This is a genomic window from Roseibium suaedae (genome assembly GCF_900142725.1).
Classification (GTDB): domain Bacteria; phylum Pseudomonadota; class Alphaproteobacteria; order Rhizobiales; family Stappiaceae; genus Roseibium; species Roseibium suaedae.
This window is the reverse complement of the sequence record NZ_FRBW01000006.1, coordinates 148,989-168,267: the sequence shown is the minus strand read 5'-3', so window position 1 is coordinate 168,267 and position 19,279 is coordinate 148,989. Positions and strand designations below refer to the sequence as shown.

Sequence of the window (19,279 nt, the reverse complement as noted above, 5' to 3'; positions counted from 1 at the left end):
GGGATTGTCCACGGCCAGAGCGGAGATCTGCCCCCTCCGTGCAACATCCGCAGCCGGGCGGTTGATGCCCGGCTGCGGGTTTCATGTCAGATCACTCGTCGTCCGGGATGTCGGACATTTTCAGCGGCTTGCGAAGAATCTGGCGTTCCTGCTTCATGCGCATGGCGTGGACGATCGCTTCGGCCAGATAGCGGCCGTTCTTGATCTTGACCTTTGCCTTGGCATTGCGGCGGGACAGGATGTCCTTGCAGGCGGTCTTGGCCTGATCCGTGTCCTTTACCGCCTTGCGGGCGACCTTCTTGATCTCCTCGATCTCGCCCGGGTCGATCTCGTAGACCTCGCAGAAATTGTCCCAGTTCACGACCTTGATCAGCTGGGCGGTTACGTCATTTGCCTCGTCACCGCCTGCTCCGCCTTCCTTCGCCGCAGCCGACTTCGGCTTTGCCTTGCCAAAGGCAAGCCGCAGGATCTCGTCCCGGGTCATGGGAGGAGCTTCGCCATTGGAGGACTGGAGCATCTTCGACAAGGCCTCTGCCCGCTGCTGCGCTGCCTTCATCTGGCTGGCGATGATCAGCTGGGTGATCGCCCGGATTTCGGAGGCTGCATAGGTGCCCAAGTCCTGATTGCCGCGCCGGTCCTCCTGGGAGCGCTCGCGCATCTGGCGTTCCATCCGGTCCATGGTGGCACGGTCATAGCCGCCGGCCGGGGGCTGCTGTGCTCCCCCATTCGCTCCTCCATTCGGGGCCCCATTGCCGGTTCCGCCATTGGCAGCGCCAGCGCCCGGATTGCCGCCGTCCGGACCCCGGCGCGGGCCATTGCGTGGATCCGGCTCGTCAGTGCCCCTTGCGGCCGCTCTCGGCTTCTTTTCATCTTCCGACAGCGCACCATTGATCTCTTGCAGGATCGTGGTCGTCACCTCGCGCACTTCCTGTTGGAAAATACCCTGGAGATGCGGTTCCGCACGCGGGCCGCCCAGAAGCTCGGAGGCAAGGTCACGGGCCGCCACGCGGGCCGCGTTGACATCCCTGTTGATCAGGGCATCGCGCACCCGCCGCATGCCCTGGAGCGCGACCTGCGTGCCTTCGAGGTGCCGGGCGTTTCGGATCAGCTGCAGCAAGGGCGTGTTGCCCACCGGCGTCGTGCGGGGAGGCTGGGCCTCGCCGTTCTGGGCGTTTGCCTGCTCCTGAGCCTGACCGCTTGCCTGAGCATTTGCTTGAGCTCCGGCCTGGCCTCGGGCCTGGGCGCGGCGGATCTCTTCAGGATCATCGTTCAGGAAATCGTCGACATCCATGGACAAGGTGCGTTCGGCCTCGCGGAAGGTCGGGCCAGACCCCCCATTGCCCCCGTTGCCACCATTGCTGCCGTCATCGGAGCCATCATCCCCGCCGCCGCCATTGCCACCACCCGGGGGATTGCCCGGACCGGTGCCGCCGTCCTGCCGGCCACGCATGTTGCGGGCAATCTTGAGGATATAGGCCTGCAATTCATAGACATCGACCTGTTCAACGATACCCGGAGCCGAGTGCTCGAGCATGTAATTCATCAGCTCCTGGACATTGCGGGTCACGAGCGCATTGTTGCCCTGGCCGATTGCCCAGCTGATATCCTCCATCCGGGCCTGGATGTGGCCATCGGCGCTGGCGGGCAGCTGGCGGATGAATTCGCTCAGGCTCACACGCTCGTCCCCTGCGTCCGTCGCGCCGTCGCCCGCTTCCCTCACATCTTCGCCGTCCTGGCCTGCCTGCTGGTTCTGCCGGCGTCCGAGATCGAGGATATAGCTGACAAGCGCGTAGATATCGAAGGTCTCGCCTTCCCGGATGCCCGCCATGTTGCGCAGTTCGGCGGCCAGATCCCGCGCAAGGCCGGTGGCGCCGTCCTCGTTGTCCGCGGCCAGAGCCTCGCGGATCCCGCCCATGTTGGGCCGGGTCAGCACCTCGATGTCATTTGGCAGACGCAGCATGAAATCCGTCAGGGTCAGCTCGCCAGGATCCCTGGTGTCCGTTTCCGTGTTGGTGCCGGTGTTACCATTCTGGTTGCCAGCCCGGTTCCCGGCGATCCGCCGGATATAGGCTTCCAGTTCTGCCCGGCGAACCTGACGGGCATCTTCCGGGTCTGCGTTCTGGAGGATGTACTCCATCAGCTCGGCAATATTGGAGGCGATCAAGGCGTTATTGCCCTCACCAATCGCCCAGCTGATGTCGCCCATCCGGGCTTCGATATGGGCGTCGACATGGGACGGCAGGCGGCGGATGAATTCGTTGAGGCTCAGGCCGCCATTGCCCGCGCCTCCGGCGCCCGGACCACTATCGCCGCCGTCGGAGCTGTCAGAGCTGTCGGAGCCGTCATCGCTGTCATCGCTGCCGCCGCCAGTCGTGTCGAGGAAGGTCTCCAGAGACACAGGCCTATAGCCGCTCATCCGGAAGCTTTCAACGCTGTCCCCGTCACTGTCGCCATCATCGCCGCCGCCATCGCTCCCGGCGTCTGCGGGCTGGCCCATGCGCCGGGCGAACTGCAGGATATAATCGAGCAGCTCATAAATATCGAAGGTCTCGCCTTCCTGTAGGTCGGCCATGTCCCGCAATTCGCCTGCCAGATCGCGGGCAAGACCGGTTGCACCGTCCTCGTCCCCTTCAACGACCAGCAGCTGGCTGATCGCGGGCAGGCTTCTCTGGATCACGGCTTCCGCAGTGGGCGGCAGGCGCAGCATGAATTCCGACAGGGTGAGCCGGCCGTTGCCGCCGCCCGCGCCATCGCTACGGTCGTCATCGCCGCCCTGGTTATTGTCGTCATCCCCGCCTTCTGTGCCCTGCGCCTGCGCATTTGGCCGCTTGTCGCGGATGAAGCCGCCCGCAATCAGCCGGTCGATAAACGCCTCCGGCGTTTCGGTCCGGTTCAGCTTGGCCAGACACTCCTGCGCCAGGGTCAGGTTCTGCTCCCAGCTGAAATTCCCCGGGCCATATTTCCCCATGAACTCCTGCAAGGCAGCGACGTTCTGGGTTCCAAGCGCAAGAGCCGCCGCATTTGGGTCGTAAATGACCTTTGCCTGAATACGGCCTTCGGCTTCCAGCCGTTCGACGAGCTGCTTCGGGGTGAGATTCATGCCTTCCCTGGCCAGCAAGTCCTTGGCCTCTGCAAGCGTTTCTGCGGTCCAGCGGTCCCTGGAGAAACTCCGGATGAAGGCTTCCAAGCGACTTGGATAGCGGAAATCGTTCTCATCGCCGCCATTGTTCTGGTGGAAGTCCCAGAATTCATCGGACTTCCAGAAATTTGTCAGCTGGGCGGAACTATTGACCATGGACTCAATTTCGTTGATGGCGTGCCTGAGTTGTGTGGTCCATTCGCCTTGATCAAAAGGATCTGTCTGAACAATCTCCGTCAGCCTTTCGCGCAAATCGCCGGAAATGTTGATCCGTCTCGCAGAGTCTACAAGAATATAATCTCTGTAGATGTCTTCCCATCGCGCGCCAGAATAAACAGCTCGAAGAAAACTAAGGTTCTCATCAAAATGGCCACCGCTGAAATACCGCGCAAAAAGATCGAAAAGCGCGCGGTTGCTCTGGTAGATGTCGGCGATTTCATCGGGATAGTTGATGTTACCGAAGGTTGTCATGATCTTTTCACCTTGATCTGCAAGGCCCGCCTGGGATGTGGCGGCCTTTTCATGCACTTTTCCGTAGGTGATCGGCAGCGGCCGGAAAGTTCATCGGCCCTGTAAAAATCTGCAGGCTTGGGACGGCTCCCGCCTCTCCTTTTCACCCCGCTTTGCTTGAGGTTTGCTGCAGGCATCTGGGCAGGGCTCCTCGGGTGATCCGGGAGGTTTTGCACTCGGCGGCAACAGATCTGCACAAACTGGCAATGATCAGGTCCCCCCGGTTTTTCAGGGCCTGATAGATTTCTGGAAGGCCCTCCAGATGCTGGCGGGCATGAAGAACTCACGATCCATGCCGGGAAAGCCGACAGCCATCCCGCAAAACGAGCCGAAACTGTCTGGTCTGCATCCGCCGCAGGCCGGCGGAAGATATGTGCGAAAAGCCGGTCCGATAAAAAGGACAAGAAACCGGCGCCAGCGAGCTGGCCGCACCATGTGGCCCGGCAAGAAGAAAGAACAATGTGCGGCAAGGCAGCGCTGTGTCCCATCCGGCAGCTGCCGCCAACCGGCGAACGGATCGCGTTTTCTCGATGACAGCCCGGACAGGGCTTTGCCCGTCCCGCGATGATCCCCGAGAGGAACGAACATGAAACAGTCATTTGATGTAGTCTGGCGCGCGCCTCAACCAATGCTGGCAGGCGTCTCAGGCCTTTTGAAAATTTCTTGCCCTGACGTGAACCTTTCCCGGTTTGCCGAAGCACCTATGTCCCGTACACAGTAAAGCGAACTCGAAGAATGAGCTTACTCAGATCCATTCGGACCACGCTGTCGGGCAAACAGAACCCGGCCGATGAGTCCTTGCTGGCCGCCATTGCGCAGGGCGACCTGTCAGCATTTGAAAACCTGCACCGCCGCTATCTGCCGAAACTGATGCATTTCGCGCGGCGCATTACGGAAAGTCATGAGGCGGCTGAGGAAGTTGCCAATGACACGCTGATGGTTGTCTGGCGGTCCGCCGGACGCTTCGAGGGGCGGTCCAAGCCTTCGTCCTGGATCTTTGGCATTGCCTACCGGCTGGCCATGAAGAAGCGCCAGAGCATGGGGCGCTACAAGGATGATGTCGTTCTGGAAGACGATCTTCTGGACGACAACAGCGACACGGCGGAAGCCGTGATCCGCCAGAAGGACATTGCGAATGCGCTTCAGCAACTCACCCCTGAACTCAGGGCGGTTGTTGAACTGACCTACTTCAACGGTTATCTCTATACGGAGATAGCAGAGATCCTTGGATGCCCGGTCGGCACCGTGAAAACCCGCATGATGACGGCACGGCGGCGGCTCAGGCACATAATGAGCGACGATGAGCGCGCCGTCTCGGAGAACGCAGTTGCTTGATTCCTCTCCCCCGATTTCTGTCGAACCGCATGACGCCGTCTGGGAACTCATTCCCTGGTTTGTCAACGGAACCCTGCCCCCAGCGGAACAGGCGCGGGTGAAGCAGCACGTGCAGAGCTGCCCGCAATGCGCTGCGGAAGTGGCGCGGCAATTCGAACTGGCAAAGCGGGTCGCTACCGAAGACCCTTTTGATGTGCCCCTGTCGCAGAGCTTTACCAGTCTGCGTGCGCAGATCGAGGCGGAAGCTCTGGCCGGGGGCAAACAGATTGCCACATCTTCCGCCCTGGCAGGCGGGTCTTCAAGCCGGTCCACGGACCGCCGCCGTACGGACACCCGGCGCTGGAGAGGCGCGGTCGGCACCTATAAGGGATTTGGGGGAGCGGCTCTCATGGCTGGCGCGGGTCTCGCAGCCTGTCTTGTCGCCGCGATCGTTATCCTGCCCGAGTATCTTGGCCCGCAGAACCAGGACGGCTACCAGACCCTGACAAGTGGACCGGCCGATGGCAGCCGGATCAAGTTCCAGACGGCCGCCCCGCTTTCTCCGGAAGCCGTGTCCGCGCTTCTGGCCCGTCACGGCATGACGCTTGAAGACGGCCCCTCGGAAACCGGCGTCTATACCGCCAGCATCAAGGACCCTGCCTCTGCGTCCCCGGACCGCAAGGCCGTGGCCGACAAGCTGATGGCCGACCCAGACATTCTGTTTGCCTCACCGGAGTGATGGCGATGACCCGTGGCGCGTTGCTTTGCCGGATTGCCGGAAGGATTGCCGGAAGGACCACTGGAAGCACCATGACCCTGTCCCTTGGCGGACTGGTGCTGTTCTTGCTGCTGACCTTTGGCCTGCAGTCCTTCGGCTTTGTCCGCACAGCAGCGGCTCAGACCGCAGCCCAACCAGCAATCCCGTCTGCAAAGCCTGCGGCAGCGGCTGACCCGGTGGCTGCGCCCGGCACCACGGCTGCCGCACCAGGTCCCACGGCTGCGCCCCCCCAGTTCCGCCTCGTCCCCGCAGACACGCTGTCCTCGGATGTGCATCTGCTGTTGACCGTGCCGCTCGCCGATCCAGCAAGCCTGCCCCAGGTTGCCGCCGGCATTGAAAGCCGGTTCGGGGTGACCCTGGCGGCCGAATGGCCCCTGCAGTCGATCTCGGTTCACTGCTTCATCATGACCGTTGCCGCCAATGCGGATCTCGACGGCCTGATTGCGCGGATGGAGGCCGATCCTGCGATCCGGACCGTGCAGAAGATCCAGACCTACAATGTGCTCGAGCACAGCTATTCCGACCCGCTGCTTCCCGCCCAGGGCGCCCTGTCGCGGATCAACGCCCTGAAGGCCCATAGTCTGTCCAAAGGCAGCGGCGTTTCGATCGGCGTGGTGGATTCCGGCATCGACATCACCCATCCGGATCTGGCTGGACGTATTGTCAGCCAGCATGATTTCGTCTCTGGCAACTCCGGCAACTCTGGCAACACCAAGGCGCCGGAGCATCCCGAAACGGGCGAAGCCCATGGCACGGCCATTGCCGGGATCATTGCCGCCGATGCGGACAATGCGCTCGGCATCGTCGGCGTTGCGCCGGAAGCCGGGATCATCGAGCTGCGCGCCTGCTGGCAGGGATCGGCCGCCACCGGCCAGTGCAACAGTTTCTCCCTCGCCCGGGCTCTCAACTTTGCCATCATCAACCGCGTCAAGGTGATCAACATGAGCCTTGGCGGACCCTTCGATGCCCTGCTGGAAGAACTGGTGCGGGCCGCGGTCGGCCATGGCCTGCTGGTTGTCGCCGCCAGAGGCGAAGGGACTGACGTTGCCTTTCCCGCCTCCGTGCCCGGTGTGGTGTCCGCAGGAGCTGCGGGCCACGCGCCCGCGATCCCGGCCCCGGCGGTCGACATATTGAGTACGGCGCCCGGCAATGCCTTCCGCTATGTCTCCGGATCCTCCGCCTCCGCCGCCTTCGTCAGCGGCGTTGCCGCGTTGATCCTGTCCGCCCGCCCGGAGATTTCGCTTTCCGATCTGGAAACCGCCCTCCGCACATCCCTGACAGACCACGACGGCAGCCCCCTCCTCGACGCCTGCAAAGCCCTCCAAACGGCCCTCACCGGCGACATGAACTGCAGCACCGAGTAGGGGAGAGGCCTACGGTTGATGGACAAACGGTTCGCGGACGTAGAAGCGTTTCGTCACCCCGGGCGAGCAACGCGAGACCCGGGGCCCACTCGTTGCCAGAGCGATCATTTTGAGCAGGGTTTCAAGGCCAGACCCTTGTCCTTTCGATAGATTTCCGGACCGGATGCTTGTCGCCTTGCCACCGGCGTTTTCGAAAGACGCCATGCGAGTGGGCCCCGGCTCTCCGGCTTCGCCTGCGGCCGGGGTGACATCTGTGCCAGAAGCGTGGGTCAGTCGACCCTACCGGACCGACTTCCGGCTGGTTGGCTCACCGCATTTGCCCCAACCTCTCCGGCATTGCCGGACTTGATCCGGCAATACTGTGAGCTTTCCATATCACAAGACGTGCCCCCTCAATCCCCCCTCCCCCATATTTTTTCCTACCCCCGTGAACCTCTCCCGGTCCTGAGGGCACCTAAGGCGTGATGGAGCTTTGTGGCGGGCCTGGGGGTCTGCCGGCTCCCTTGATCGCCAATGGAGCCGAGAGACCGGATATGTTTGCGCGCCTGTTTTGTCTGAGCTTCGCTCTTGCTTCGTCGCTGGCCCTGTCCGGTCTGCTGGTGCCCTCGCAGGCTTTGGCCCAAAGCGGCCGCGTCGTCGCGCTGGTCGTCAGTGTCGGCGAGGATGACAAGCGGGCCGAGGCCATTCAGGCCGAGCTTCAGGCCATCGGCGTTGAAACCCTCCGCTCTGCCGATCCCAACAACGCGGAACTGCGGTCGATCCTGACCCGCTTCGCCCGGGAGGCGGCCAATTCGCGGGCCACCTTCGTCTATCTCGATGCGCCGGTGGTCACCTTTCAGGGCCGCGCCTTCGTGCTGCCCGAGGGGGCGGTGCTGAGCCGGGGCACGGATCTCTTCACCCGCGCCATTCCGCTACTCGCCTTCTCCCGTTCTGCGGCACAAGCCGCACAGGGCGGAGCGACGGTGGCGACCCTTGCCCCTGCCAATGTGAGCCTGCCGGAGAGTGTGATTCCGGCAACGGAGGCTCCCCCGCAGGATCCGGCCTCCTCGCCGGTTCTGACCGCCCCGGTCGCCGCCTTCTCCGGCGTCCTCGATGCGCTGGCCAGCGCTGTTTCAAAGGGCGAGGGCGTGGAGGTCAGCACGGTCCTGCGCCGCATGAGCGTTCAGGAAGGCGCGTCCGCATCGGGCTTCCCGTCCCGGCCGATCTTCCTGAAGGAACCGAAGCCGGAAGCACCTGCGGCCACATCGGAGGCTGCCACTCCGGAGGCGTCCCCCGCTGCCGCTCCCGTTGCCCTTCCTGCCGCAGAGGTGACCGCCGCTCCCGCAGAGCCCGTAACGGATGCAGCAAGCAACGCAGCATCCGAAGCCCCGACAGACACCCCGGCGGAAACCCTGGAAGAGCTGAGCCTGCTGGAACAGTCCCTGTCCCGCGCCGCCAAGCGTTCGGTCCAGACCCGGCTCAGGGATCTCGATTTCTACAAGGGGCTGGTCGACGGCATTTTCGGCCCCCAGACCCGCACCGCCATCAAGGCCTTTCAGGACAGCCGCACGGAAGAACAGACCGGTGTCCTGACCCGCCGCCAGCTGATTGACCTGAGCGCCTGAGAGGACCGGCTGCCGCCGCTCCCGGGCCAGACCTGACAGATTTGATCTCGCGCGGATGCGCCAAACCAAGGATCCCGACCCATGGGCCTGCGCTTCAAATACAACATCGCCCTGCTTCTGACCTGCCTTGTCGGCATCGCAGCCGCCTCGGGCGTGTCCTATCTCGTCGTACAGAAGTCAGCTGTCCGGGAGATCCATCAGGCCATCGACCTGATCCGGGCCAATGCCATCGCCGTGCGCTCCTATACGGTCAGCAACATCACGCCCGCCTTGTCCGATGACAGCGACATCCTCTTCTTCCCCGAGACCGTTGCCGCCTTTTCGGCGCAAAGCGTGTTCCAGGGCTTCAAGAAGATGTTCCCGGAGTTCAGCTACAAGGAAGCGGCCCTCAATCCGACCAATCCGGACAATCTGGCCAATGAGATGGAAACCGGGCTGATCGAGCAGCTGCGCGCCGATCCCAAGCTCGAGCAGATCTCGACCGTGGTGGAAAATGACGGCAACCGCTATCTCACCGTCGCCTTTCCGCTGACCATCAAGCAGGAAGGCTGCCTGATGTGCCATTCCACGCCGGAAGCCGCGCCTCCGGCGATGGTGGACCTTTATGGCCCCAACCACGGCTTCGGCTGGCAGCTGGGCGAGACCATCGGCGCCCAGATCATTTCCGCGCCCATGTCGATTGCCGACCGGCGCGCCGAGGAAACCGGCCTGATCCTGATTGCCGGTTTCACCCTGCTGTTCTTCCTGATCTTCATCGTCAGCAACGTGCTTCTGGGCCGCATTGTCCTGCGTCCGGTGCGCCGCATGTCGGATGTGGCGGAAAAGGTCAGCATGGGGGACTTCTCCGTGCCCGAATACCGCAAGCCCGGCAAGGACGAGATCAGCTCCCTGTCCCATTCCTTCAACCGTCTGCGCCGCAGTCTCGAGCGGGCCATGAGCATGATCGATGTCTGACCCAACCGTCATCGGCCCCTCCGGCATCCGGCGGTTCGTCGGCAAATACCGGATCGAGGGGATCCTGGGCGAAGGCGCCATGGGCATGGTCTATGCCGGGCTGGACCCGGACATCGAGCGCCCGGTCGCGATCAAGACCATCCACCAGCACCTGATCAATGCCGCCGGCAGTCAGGACTGGCTCGACCGCTTTGCCCGCGAAGCCCGCGCCGCAGGCCGGGTGCTGCATCCCAATCTGGTGACGATCTTCGACTTCCTGCAGGAAGACGGCGTGCCCTTCATCGTCATGGAGCGGGTGCGCTCGATCACTCTGGAGGACCGGCAGCTGGGCCCCGGCGGCATGGCGCTGGAGGAAATCCACGCGATCATGTCGCAGATCCTCGCGGGTCTCTCCTGCATTCACGGCGTCGGCATCGTCCACCGGGACATGAAGCCCGCGAACGTCATGCTGGCGGAAGATGGCACGGTGAAGCTGACCGATTTCGGCATTGCCCGGCTGACCTCCATGGAAGCGACGGGGGCGGGCATGATCGGAACCCCCGCCTATATGGCGCCCGAGCAGCTCATGGGCGGCGAAGTGGATGCGCGGGCGGATATCTATGCCTGCGGCGTGCTGCTCTATGAGCTTCTGACCGGCCGCAAACCCTACAAGGGCGGCGGCATCGAGGCCCTGTTCGAGGCCCTGCGCTCAGGTCAGGTCACCCCGCCGAGCGAACTGGTGGCCGCCATTGCGCCCGCCATGGACCGGATCGTGCTCAAGGCCATGAACGTCGACCCGGTCCGGCGGTTCGAGAGCGCGGCGGAGATGCGGGCAGCGCTGGCGGAAGTCTTGCCCGATGCGGACAGGACCGGCCTGATCAACATGACGCCCGCGCCCCGGCCCGCGATGCAGACCGGGCAATCCCTGGCTTCAGGCCTGGGCCCGGTTTCCTCCTCCATGCTGCAGCGGATGAGTTCGCAGACCCTGCTGGAGGTGGAAAAGCACCTGACCTCAAGCCTTGGCCCCATGGGCCGGATCATCGTGCGCCGGGCAGCGGAACGCTCCAGCAGCCCGGAAGAAATGATCGAGACGGTGCTGCGCGAATTTTCCGACACAGGCGAACGCGAACAGCTTCGCTCCCTGATCAGGCGGGCGCTGGCCGGGACCACCATGGGCGGCACTCATGGCGGGACGCTCGGTGGCACCCTGGGCGGCGGCTCTTTGGTCTCCAGCGGGCTGGCCGAGGAGATCGTCCAGCAGATTGCCGATCTCCTGAAGCCCCATCTTGGACCGATTGCCCGGGTGGTGACCGTCAAGGCCGCCCGCGACGCGCCGAGTGCGGAAATCCTGGCGGAAACCGTCGCAGCCCACATTCAGGACAAGGGCGAACAGGCGCAATTCCTGAGCGCGGTCAGACGCGCACTCGGCGGGGCGACATGACCCTCCGCCAGACCGATTTTTGAGAGGATCCATCATGCTCAATCTGGACGACCTGCTGCAAAGCTTTGGCGATGACGCGCCCTGCGGCGAGGACATGACCTATGACGCCGCCTTCACAACGCTGGAGCTTGCCAATCAGCCCGGCGAGGAACGGGTCGTCGGCGACAGCGTCATCAAGGCCGAGGATCCGGATTTTCAGGAAGTGATCCGGCAGGCCTGCGAGCTGCTGGCCTCGACCAAGGACCTGCGCATCGCCGTGATGCTGGCCAATGCGGCCCTGCGTGAGGACGGGCTGCAGGGGCTGGACGAGGTACTCTCCTATATCCGCCGCTGCCTGGAGGACTATTGGGACAGCGTTCATCCGCAGCTGGACGAGGACGACGACAACGACCCGACCATGCGCGTCAATGCCATTCTGGGTCTCACCGACCGGGAAACGGTGCTGACCTCCCTGCGCCTTGCGCCCCTGACCGACAGCCGGGCCTTCGGCCGGTTTTCCCTGCGCGATCTCCTGATTGCCGATGGCGAAGTGCCGGTTCCGGCGGGCATGGATACGCCGCCGACCCCGCAGACCGTCTCTGCGGCCTTTCAGGACACGGATCCGGAAACCCTCGCCAGCCTTGCCGCCGCGGCCGCCAGCTGCACCGGCCACGTGAAGGCCATCGCGGCGGTGTTCGACGCTGAGGCCGGCGCCTTCAGCCCGGATCTCGCCCCCTTGCAGAAGATGCTGTTCGATATCGGCAAGCGGCTCTCGGCCTATGCGGTGGAGGACTTCCCGGAGGCGGATGAAGAGTTTGCCGAGGACGACGCCTTCGAGACCGGTGACGGTGACGGGGCGCCATCTCAGGCCCCTGCTAGAGCCCGGGCGCCGGTGTCCTCAGCCCCTGCAGGCGCCATCACGTCGCCGGAAGACGTCAAGCGGACCATCGACCGGATCCTTGATTATTACGCCCGCCATGAGCCTTCCAGCCCCCTGCCGATCCTGCTGCAGCGGGCCCGCCGTCTGATCAACGCGGACTTCCTCACCATCATGCGGGACATGGCCCCGCTCGGGGTCGAGAACGTCGCCCTGATCGGCGGCTTCGAGGAGAACGAGGAAGAAAACGAAATTGATTGAGCCTGCCGTGAACCTTTGAGCCAGGCGCAGGCACACACTTCCAGACAAACACGGGAACCATGATCATGGCCAGCAGTCAGAAATTCATTGCCCGCAATCGGGCACCGCGCGTTCAGATCGAATATGACGTGGAACTCTACGGTGCTGAAAAGTCCGTCCAGCTCCCCTTCGTCATGGGCGTTCTGTCGGATCTCTCCGGCAAGCCGGAGGACCCGCTGCCGGCGGTCGCGGACCGGAAATTCCTGGAAATCGACGTCGACAATTTCGACGAGCGGATGAAGTCGATGAAGCCGCGTGCGGCCTTCACGGTGGCAAACACGCTGACCGGCGAAGGCAACCTGGCGGTCGACATCACCTTTGAAAGCCTGGACGACTTCTCGCCTGCTGCCATCGCCAAGAAGGTCGAGCCCTTGAGAAAACTGCTCGAGGCGCGAACCCAGCTCGCCAATCTGACCACCTACATGGACGGAAAGACCGGCGCGGAAAACCTGATGGCCCAGATCATCCAGGATCCGGCGCTGCTGAAGGCCCTGGCCTCGGCGCCCGCTCCGGCTTCCACCCCTTCAGACACTTCCGGCACCGAGGACTAAGCCATGGATCAGACCTCAAAGACTTCGGCCGGCGCGGCCACTGAAACGGCAACGGCCTTCGGTTCGAGCGAGTTTGCCTCGCTGCTCCAGAAAGAGTTCCGGCCCAAGTCCGACCAGGCCAGAACCGCTGTTGAAGAAGCAGTGCGCACCCTGGCGGAACAGGTGCTGCAGAACCAGACGCTCGTCTCCGACGATGCCCTGCGCTCGATCGAAAGCATCATCGCCGAGATCGACAAGAAGCTGACCGAACAGATCAACCTGATCCTGCATCACGAAGATCTGCAGAAGCTGGAGAGCGCCTGGCGCGGCCTGCATTTCCTGGTCAACAACACCGAAACCGACGAGATGCTGAAGATCCGGGTCCTGAACATTTCCAAGAAGGATCTGTCCAAGACCATGCGCAAGTTCAAGGGCACGGCCTGGGACCAGTCGCCGATCTTCAAGAAGCTCTATGAAGAGGAATACGGCCAGTTCGGCGGCGAGCCCTATGGCTGCCTCGTCGGCGACTATCATTTCGACCACAGCCCCCGCGACGTGGAGCTTCTGGGCGAAATGTCGAAGGTGGCCGCTGCCTCCCACTCCCCGTTCCTCACCGGTGCGGATCCGGCGCTGTTCCAGATGGACAGCTGGGCAGAGCTCGCCAATCCGCGCGATCTGACCAAGATCTTCCAGACCCCGGAATATGCCGGCTGGCGGTCCCTGCGCGAGAGCGAGGACAGCCGTTATCTCGGTCTCGCCATGCCCCGGTTCCTCGGCCGTCATCCCTATGGCGAAAAGACCGATCCGGTTGAGGAATTCGCCTTCGAGGAAGACACGGAAGGCGCATCCTCGGAGAAATACTGCTGGGTCAATGCGGCCTATGGCATGGCCCGCAACATCACCCGTTCCTTCAAGGAATATGGCTGGTGCACCCGCATCCGCGGCGTGGAATCCGGTGGTGTCGTCGACAACCTGCCCACGCACACCTTCCCCACCGACGATGGCGGCGTGGACATGAAGTGCCCGACGGAAATCGCGATTTCCGACCGGCGCGAAGCGGAGCTTGCCAAGAACGGCATGATGCCGCTGATCCACCGCAAGAACAGCAACATGGCCGCCTTCATCGGTGCCCAGTCGCTGCAGAAGCCGACGGAATATGACGATCCGGATGCGACGGCCAACGCCAATCTGGCGGCCCGGCTGCCCTATCTCTTCGCCACCTGCCGCTTCGCCCATTACCTGAAGTGCATTGTTCGCGACAAGGTCGGCTCATTCCGCGAGCGCGACGACATGCAGAACTGGCTGCAGGACTGGATCAACAAATACGTCGACCACAACGCCGACAACTCCCCCGAGGACGTCAAGGCGCGTCACCCGCTGGCCGCAGCAGAGGTCGTGGTCGAAGAGGTCGAGGGCAACCCCGGCTACTACACGTCGAAGTTCTTCCTGCGGCCGCACTACCAGCTGGAGGGCCTGTCCGTGTCGCTCCGCCTGGTCTCCAAGCTTCCCTCGGAAAAAGCCCAATAGTCTCACGCCCCGGGAGACCACTTCCGGCGCAGTTACAAGCGATCAGACTTCACTACGTGAAAGGATAGTCTCATGGCCTTTGATGCATTTCTTTACTTCAAGGACTCCAAATTCAAGGTTGTCGGCGAAACCACCGACAAGGACATGGGCGGCTCAAAGAACGCCTTCGAACTCCGGTCCTTCGAGTTTGGTGCCGAAACCAACGTCAATATCGGCTCCGACACCAGCGGCGCAGGTGCTGCCGGCAAGACGACCTTCAAGGATTTCCAGATCACCAAGCGCACGGACACCGCGTCTTGCGCCCTGTTCTCCGGCTTGTGCGCCGGCGAGCATTTTGACGAAGCCATCATCGAGCTGCGCCGCTCGGGCGGTGCTGCGGGCAAGTCCGGCAAGACCTTCATGACGATCTCTTTCAAGATGGTCATGGTGAAGGACATGGGCTGGAGCGGCTCTGAAGGCGATGACGTGCTCGAAGAAACGATTGTCTTCGAATACGGCGCCATCAAGATCGAATACAGCATCCAGTCCAAGGACGGCAGCCTCAAGAAGGCACCGGGCAACCAGGGCGAGGCCAAGTGGAGCCGCGTCCTCAACATCGCCGACTACGCCGTCAACTAAGGCCTTCAAGCCTCCTCAACGTCTCCGGGCGCGGAGCAATTCCGCGCCCGTCCTCCAAACACACCAGGGGCATGACGCGCATGGATGCGGAGCATCTTCTCAAGCAGGGTGATCTGGACGGGGCCTTGGCCGCGCTTCAATCCGACATCCGCAAGGCCCCCGAGAACGCGCGCCTGCGGGTGTTCCTGTTTCAGCTTCTGGCTGTCCAGGGCAACTGGCAGCGGGCCGTGGCCCAGCTCAAGACCTCTGCGACCCTCGACCCTGCCGCCGAGACCATGGCCCAGACCTACCGGGCCGCGATCCTGTGCGAGGGCGTGCGCGAGAAGGTCTTTGCCGGACTGACCGCGCCCATCATTCTGGGCGAACCCGAAGCCTGGACCGCCAATCTGATCGAAGCGCTGAAGGTTCAGGCCCGGGGCGAGTTCCAGGCCGCCGAGGATCTGCGCGGTGAGGCCTTCGAGGCCGCCCCCGCCGTGCCCGGCCATCTGGACGGCGTGCCCTTCTCCTGGATCGCCGATGCGGATCCGCGCTTGGGGCCCATTCTCGAAGTCATTCTCAACGGCCGCTATGTCTGGGTGCCTTTTGCCAGCCTTAAGAGCCTGACCCTGGAGGCTCCGTCGGATCTGCGCGACAGCGTCTGGATGCCCGCCACGCTGACGCTCGCCAATGGCGGCAGCTCGGTCGCCCTTATTCCCACGCGGTATCCGGGCACTCACAAGGCGCCGGATGCCCGCCTGCACCTTTCCCATGCAACTTCCTTCGTGATGGAGGACGGGCTGGCTGTCGCCGGTCTTGGCCAGCGGCTGCTGGCAACCGACACCCAGGAATGCGCCCTGATGAACATCCGGGAGCTGGTGATGGGCCCGGCGCAGGACGCTGGCGAGGCAGAGGCGGCGGAAGCGGGGCTGGCCGATGGTTGACCGGCTTCTGTCCGAACGGCTGCAGCCCTCGCTTCTCGACCGGTTGACGGATGACGCACCGGAAGAGACCACCGAGTCCGGATCGCACCGCTTCATCGATCTGTCGCGCCTGCGCGACATCATCAAGCGGGATCTCGCCTGGCTGCTCAACACCTCGAACCTGGAGGCGGCCCATGATCTGGAGCTTTTCCCGCAGGCCGCCCGCTCCGTGGTCAACTACGGCATTCCCGATCTCTCCGGCACCGTGCGCACCAGCCAGCGGGCGGTCGAGATCTGCCAGTCTATCCGCCGCGCCATAGAAACCTTTGAGCCGCGCATCTTGCCGCAAACCCTCGATGTCTCCATCGGCCGGGAGAAAAAGACCTCCGGCGCGATCCTGTCCTTCGATATCCGCGGCGAAATGTGGGCCGAACCGGTGCCGGTCGACATCTATCTGCGCACCGCCCTCGACGTCACCACCGGTGAAGTCATCCTCCGGCGGCAGGGGTAGGCCCATGGATACACGCTTGCTCAGACGCTATGAGGAGGAGCTCGGTTTCATCCGCGAGATGGGAGCCGAGTTCGCCGAAAGCTATCCGAAGATCGCCTCGCGCCTGGGCATGTCCCAGCTCGAAGTGCATGACCCCTATGTGGAGCGGCTTCTGGAGGGCTTTGCCTTTCTGGCGGCCCGCGTCCAGCTGGAGCTGGACCTGCAATATCCGGTCTTCACCCAGAACTTGCTGGAGATCGTTTACCCGCACTTTCTGGCGCCGACCCCGTCCATGACCATCGTCCGGCTGATGCCGGACATGTCCCAGGGCGGCATGGAGGAAGGCTACACGGTGCCGCGCGGAACCTTGATGCGCGGCCGGGTGCTGGACGGCGGGCAGACCGCCTGCCAGTTCACCACCTCCCAGGACGCGACCCTGTGGCCCATCGAGCTGGTGGAGGCCGAATATGTCGAGGGCCGGGGCGAGCTTGTCGCCGCGGGCCTTGGCCGCAACAACAGCGCCAAGGCCGCGATCCGGCTGCGCATCCGCCGCAAGGACGGGAAAAACCTCTCCGATCTGCCGCTCGACCGGCTGACGCTCCATCTGTGTGGCAGCGGCGCGGAACCCTGGCGGCTTTATGAGGCGATCCTTGGCAAGGCGGCTGGTCTGGCGGGCCGGTCCACCGACCGGCGCGAGGACTGGAGCCTGCCCCTTGGCAAGGACATAAGGCCGCGCGGTTTTGATGCGGAAGAAGCCCTCCTGCCGGTGCCCGGACCCTCCTTCGAGGGCTACCGGTTGCTGCAGGAATATTTCGCCATGCCGCAGCGGTTCTTCTTCATCGATCTGTGCGGCCTGTCTCCGGCGGTGCGCAAGGCCAAGGGCGATGATCTGGACCTCTATATCCTCCTGTCCGAGGATTATCCGTCGCTGAAGTCTCTCAGCCCGGCCAGTTTCGAGCTGAACGCCGTGCCTGCGGTCAATCTCTTTTCCAAGCGCTGCGACCGGGTCTCCCTGGCGGGCACGGAGGTGGACCATCACATCACCGCCGACCGCATGGCGCCGCTGGATTACGAGATCTATCAGCTGGAGGAAGTCACCGGCATCGGCAGCGAAGGCACCGATGACGTGCCCTTCCGGCCCTTCTATAGCGCGCAGGATTTCACCCCCTTCGGCGAGACCCATTCGGCCTATTACAACGTCCGGCGGCGGCTGCGCCAGCGCTCGGAAAAGCAGCGGCTGAAGGGCGGACGGACCTCTTATCTCGGCACCGAATTCTATCTCTCGCTCAGCGACCGCAATCAGGCCCCCTATCCGGGCAATGTGCGCCAGCTGGCGGTCAAGGCCCTGTGCACCAACCGCGACCTGCCGCTCCTGACCCCGATTGGCGGCCAGGACACGGATTTCGTGCTGCCCGAGGGCGGGCCGGTGTCGGAAATCCGGGCCATCGTGCCGCCCACCCGCCCGCGCCACAGCCTGGCGGAAGGCGGGCGCGCCTGGCAGATGATCAGCCACATGAGCCTCAACTATCTCTCCATCGCCGATGGGGACCGGGGCTCCGGCGGCGCGGCCCTGCGCGAGCTGATCGGCCTTTACACCCCGCTCGGGGAAGTCGCCATCGCCAAGCAGGTGGAGGGGCTGGTTCATGTCAGCTCCCGCCCCATCGTGCGGCGCATGGCGGACGGGGTGCTGTCCACCGCGGTGCGCGGGCTGGAGATCCGCGTCGGCTTTGACGAGAGTTTCTTCGAAGGCACCGGCTGCTACGTGCTCGGCGCGGTGCTGGAATCCTTCTTCGCCAAATACGTCACGCTGAACAGTTTCACCGAAACCGTCATTTTCTCACAAAAACGGGGGGACATCGCGAGATGGCCGGCCAAGAGCGGAAAACGGAGGCTGATCTGAGCTTTCCGGTTCAGGACGCCCCCCTTGTTGCTGCGCAGGAAGAGATGCCTTCCGGCGAAGATCTGCCGCCTGCCCTGTCCGGGGCCGTGCCGCAGATCCTCGCCGCGCTGGAACAGCATCCGGAAAAGCATCACATCTTCCAGGCCCTGCGCCTGGTCGAGGCGGCCCATTCCGACCGGCCCCGGCTTGGCCGGTCGCTGCGCCCTTCCGAGGATGCGGTGCGGCTGGGACAGACAGCCGAGCTTGCCTTTCCGACCTCGACCCTCTCGTCCTTCAAGCCGGAGGGCGAGACCGGCCGCCACCGGCTGTCCCAGCATGTCTTCGGCCTTTTCGGACCCCATGGCGCCCTGCCGCTGCATCTGACGGACTATGCCCGCGACCGGGTGCGCAACCACCGGGACACGTCCTTCACCGCCTTTGCGGATCTCTTCCATCACCGGATGATCTCGCTCTTCTACCGGGCCTGGGCCACGGGCGAGCCTGCCCCCTCCTTCGACCGGCCGGATGACGATCCCTTCGGCGAGAAGCTGGATGCCATTGCCGGGATCGCCGGGGAAAGCTTTCAGGACCGGGACGCCATGCCGGATCTGGCGAAGCGGCACTTTGCCGGCTTGCTGGCCAGCACGCCGCGCAGCGAAGCGGGGCTCAAGTCGATCCTTCAGAAGTTCTTCCGGGCGGAGATTTCCATCGAAAGCTTTGCCGGCAGCTGGCTGCATCTGGAGCCTCACGACCGGGGGCAGCTGGGCCAGGCCACGCTCGGCGGCCAGGCGAGCCTCGGCGAAAAGGTCTGGTCGCGGGAGGCGAAATTCCGCATCCGCATCGGCCCGCTGTCGCTGGAGGATTACCGCCGCCTGCTGCCCGGCGGCCAGAGCCTGAAGCGGCTGGCGGCGATCCTGCGCAATTTCACCGGCGACACGCTGGAATGGGAGGCGAACCTGGTGCTGCGGCAGGACGAGGTGCCGCCGACCGTGCTGGGCAAGTCTGGCGACCTCGGGCTGACAAGCTGGATCGGCCAGCGCTCGGCAACAGATGCGGACGACCTTTACCTGACAGCGCCTCAACGGCCGATGTTTTGA

The 19,279-nt window shown here is 63.7% G+C and carries 16 protein-coding genes; 15 read left to right on the top strand and 1 reads right to left on the bottom strand.

Annotation, left to right across the window (positions count from 1 at the left end; all coding sequences use genetic code 11):
• Positions 1-91: 91 nt before the first annotated feature.
• Entirely contained in the window at positions 92-3,295 is a 3,204-nt protein-coding gene (locus tag BUA94_RS21185) for a hypothetical protein (RefSeq protein WP_139251240.1), read from the bottom strand.
• 210 nt (positions 3,296-3,505) lie between these two features.
• Between BUA94_RS21185 and BUA94_RS23425 the strand changes: the two genes are divergently transcribed.
• From BUA94_RS23425 to tssG, 15 genes are all read left to right on the top strand, one after another.
• The gene (locus BUA94_RS23425; RefSeq protein WP_139251239.1) at positions 3,506-3,715 is read left to right on the top strand and encodes a hypothetical protein; all 210 of its coding nucleotides are present in this window, start codon (positions 3,506-3,508) and stop codon (positions 3,713-3,715) included.
• 669 nt (positions 3,716-4,384) lie between these two features.
• The gene (locus BUA94_RS21180; protein ID WP_084082173.1) at positions 4,385-4,984 is read left to right on the top strand and encodes an RNA polymerase sigma factor; all 600 of its coding nucleotides are present in this window, start codon (positions 4,385-4,387) and stop codon (positions 4,982-4,984) included.
• Positions 4,977-5,702, top strand: a complete 726-nt coding sequence (locus tag BUA94_RS21175; protein ID WP_073015369.1) for an anti-sigma factor family protein — start codon at positions 4,977-4,979, stop codon at positions 5,700-5,702. Before BUA94_RS21180 ends, BUA94_RS21175 begins: the two co-directional genes overlap by 8 nt.
• A gap of 71 nt (positions 5,703-5,773) precedes the next feature.
• A complete protein-coding gene (locus tag BUA94_RS21170) occupies positions 5,774-7,105 on the top strand; it encodes a S8 family peptidase (RefSeq protein WP_175558098.1) in 1,332 nt (443 codons plus the stop codon).
• 533 nt (positions 7,106-7,638) lie between these two features.
• On the top strand, positions 7,639-8,709 hold the full coding sequence (locus BUA94_RS21165; RefSeq protein WP_073015367.1) for a peptidoglycan-binding protein: 1,071 nt from the start codon (positions 7,639-7,641) through the stop codon (positions 8,707-8,709).
• An 81-nt stretch (positions 8,710-8,790) separates the two neighbouring features.
• On the top strand, positions 8,791-9,663 hold the full coding sequence (locus BUA94_RS21160) for a Tll0287-like domain-containing protein (RefSeq protein ID WP_073015366.1): 873 nt from the start codon (positions 8,791-8,793) through the stop codon (positions 9,661-9,663).
• Positions 9,656-11,083, top strand: coding sequence for a serine/threonine-protein kinase (locus BUA94_RS21155; RefSeq protein ID WP_073015365.1), 1,428 nt, complete (start codon positions 9,656-9,658; stop codon positions 11,081-11,083). The genes BUA94_RS21160 and BUA94_RS21155 overlap by 8 nt, the downstream gene beginning before the upstream one ends.
• Positions 11,084-11,117: 34 nt before the next feature.
• The gene (gene tssA, locus BUA94_RS21150; protein WP_073015364.1) at positions 11,118-12,200 is read left to right on the top strand and encodes a type VI secretion system protein TssA; all 1,083 of its coding nucleotides are present in this window, start codon (positions 11,118-11,120) and stop codon (positions 12,198-12,200) included.
• 59 nt (positions 12,201-12,259) lie between these two features.
• Complete coding sequence (tssB, locus tag BUA94_RS21145; protein ID WP_073015363.1) at positions 12,260-12,790, top strand: type VI secretion system contractile sheath small subunit; 531 nt, start codon at positions 12,260-12,262, stop codon at positions 12,788-12,790.
• Positions 12,791-12,793: 3 nt separating this feature from the next.
• Complete coding sequence (gene tssC / locus BUA94_RS21140; RefSeq protein WP_073015362.1) at positions 12,794-14,296, top strand: type VI secretion system contractile sheath large subunit; 1,503 nt, start codon at positions 12,794-12,796, stop codon at positions 14,294-14,296.
• Between the two features lie 72 nt (positions 14,297-14,368).
• Positions 14,369-14,914 carry an Hcp family type VI secretion system effector gene (locus BUA94_RS21135; protein ID WP_073015361.1) on the top strand — a complete coding sequence of 182 codons (546 nt, stop codon included), beginning with the start codon at positions 14,369-14,371 and terminating at the stop codon, positions 14,912-14,914.
• A gap of 71 nt (positions 14,915-14,985) precedes the next feature.
• Complete coding sequence (locus BUA94_RS21130; protein WP_208980187.1) at positions 14,986-15,834, top strand: type VI secretion system accessory protein TagJ; 849 nt, start codon at positions 14,986-14,988, stop codon at positions 15,832-15,834.
• A complete protein-coding gene (gene tssE, locus BUA94_RS21125; RefSeq protein ID WP_073015360.1) occupies positions 15,827-16,324 on the top strand; it encodes a type VI secretion system baseplate subunit TssE in 498 nt (165 codons plus the stop codon). The genes BUA94_RS21130 and tssE overlap by 8 nt, the downstream gene beginning before the upstream one ends.
• Before the next feature lie 4 nt (positions 16,325-16,328).
• Positions 16,329-18,203 (top strand): type VI secretion system baseplate subunit TssF, encoded by a 1,875-nt coding sequence (gene tssF, locus BUA94_RS21120; RefSeq protein WP_073015359.1) that lies wholly within the window; start codon positions 16,329-16,331, stop codon positions 18,201-18,203.
• The gene (gene tssG / locus BUA94_RS21115; protein WP_208980186.1) at positions 18,167-19,279 is read left to right on the top strand and encodes a type VI secretion system baseplate subunit TssG; all 1,113 of its coding nucleotides are present in this window, start codon (positions 18,167-18,169) and stop codon (positions 19,277-19,279) included. The genes tssF and tssG overlap by 37 nt, the downstream gene beginning before the upstream one ends.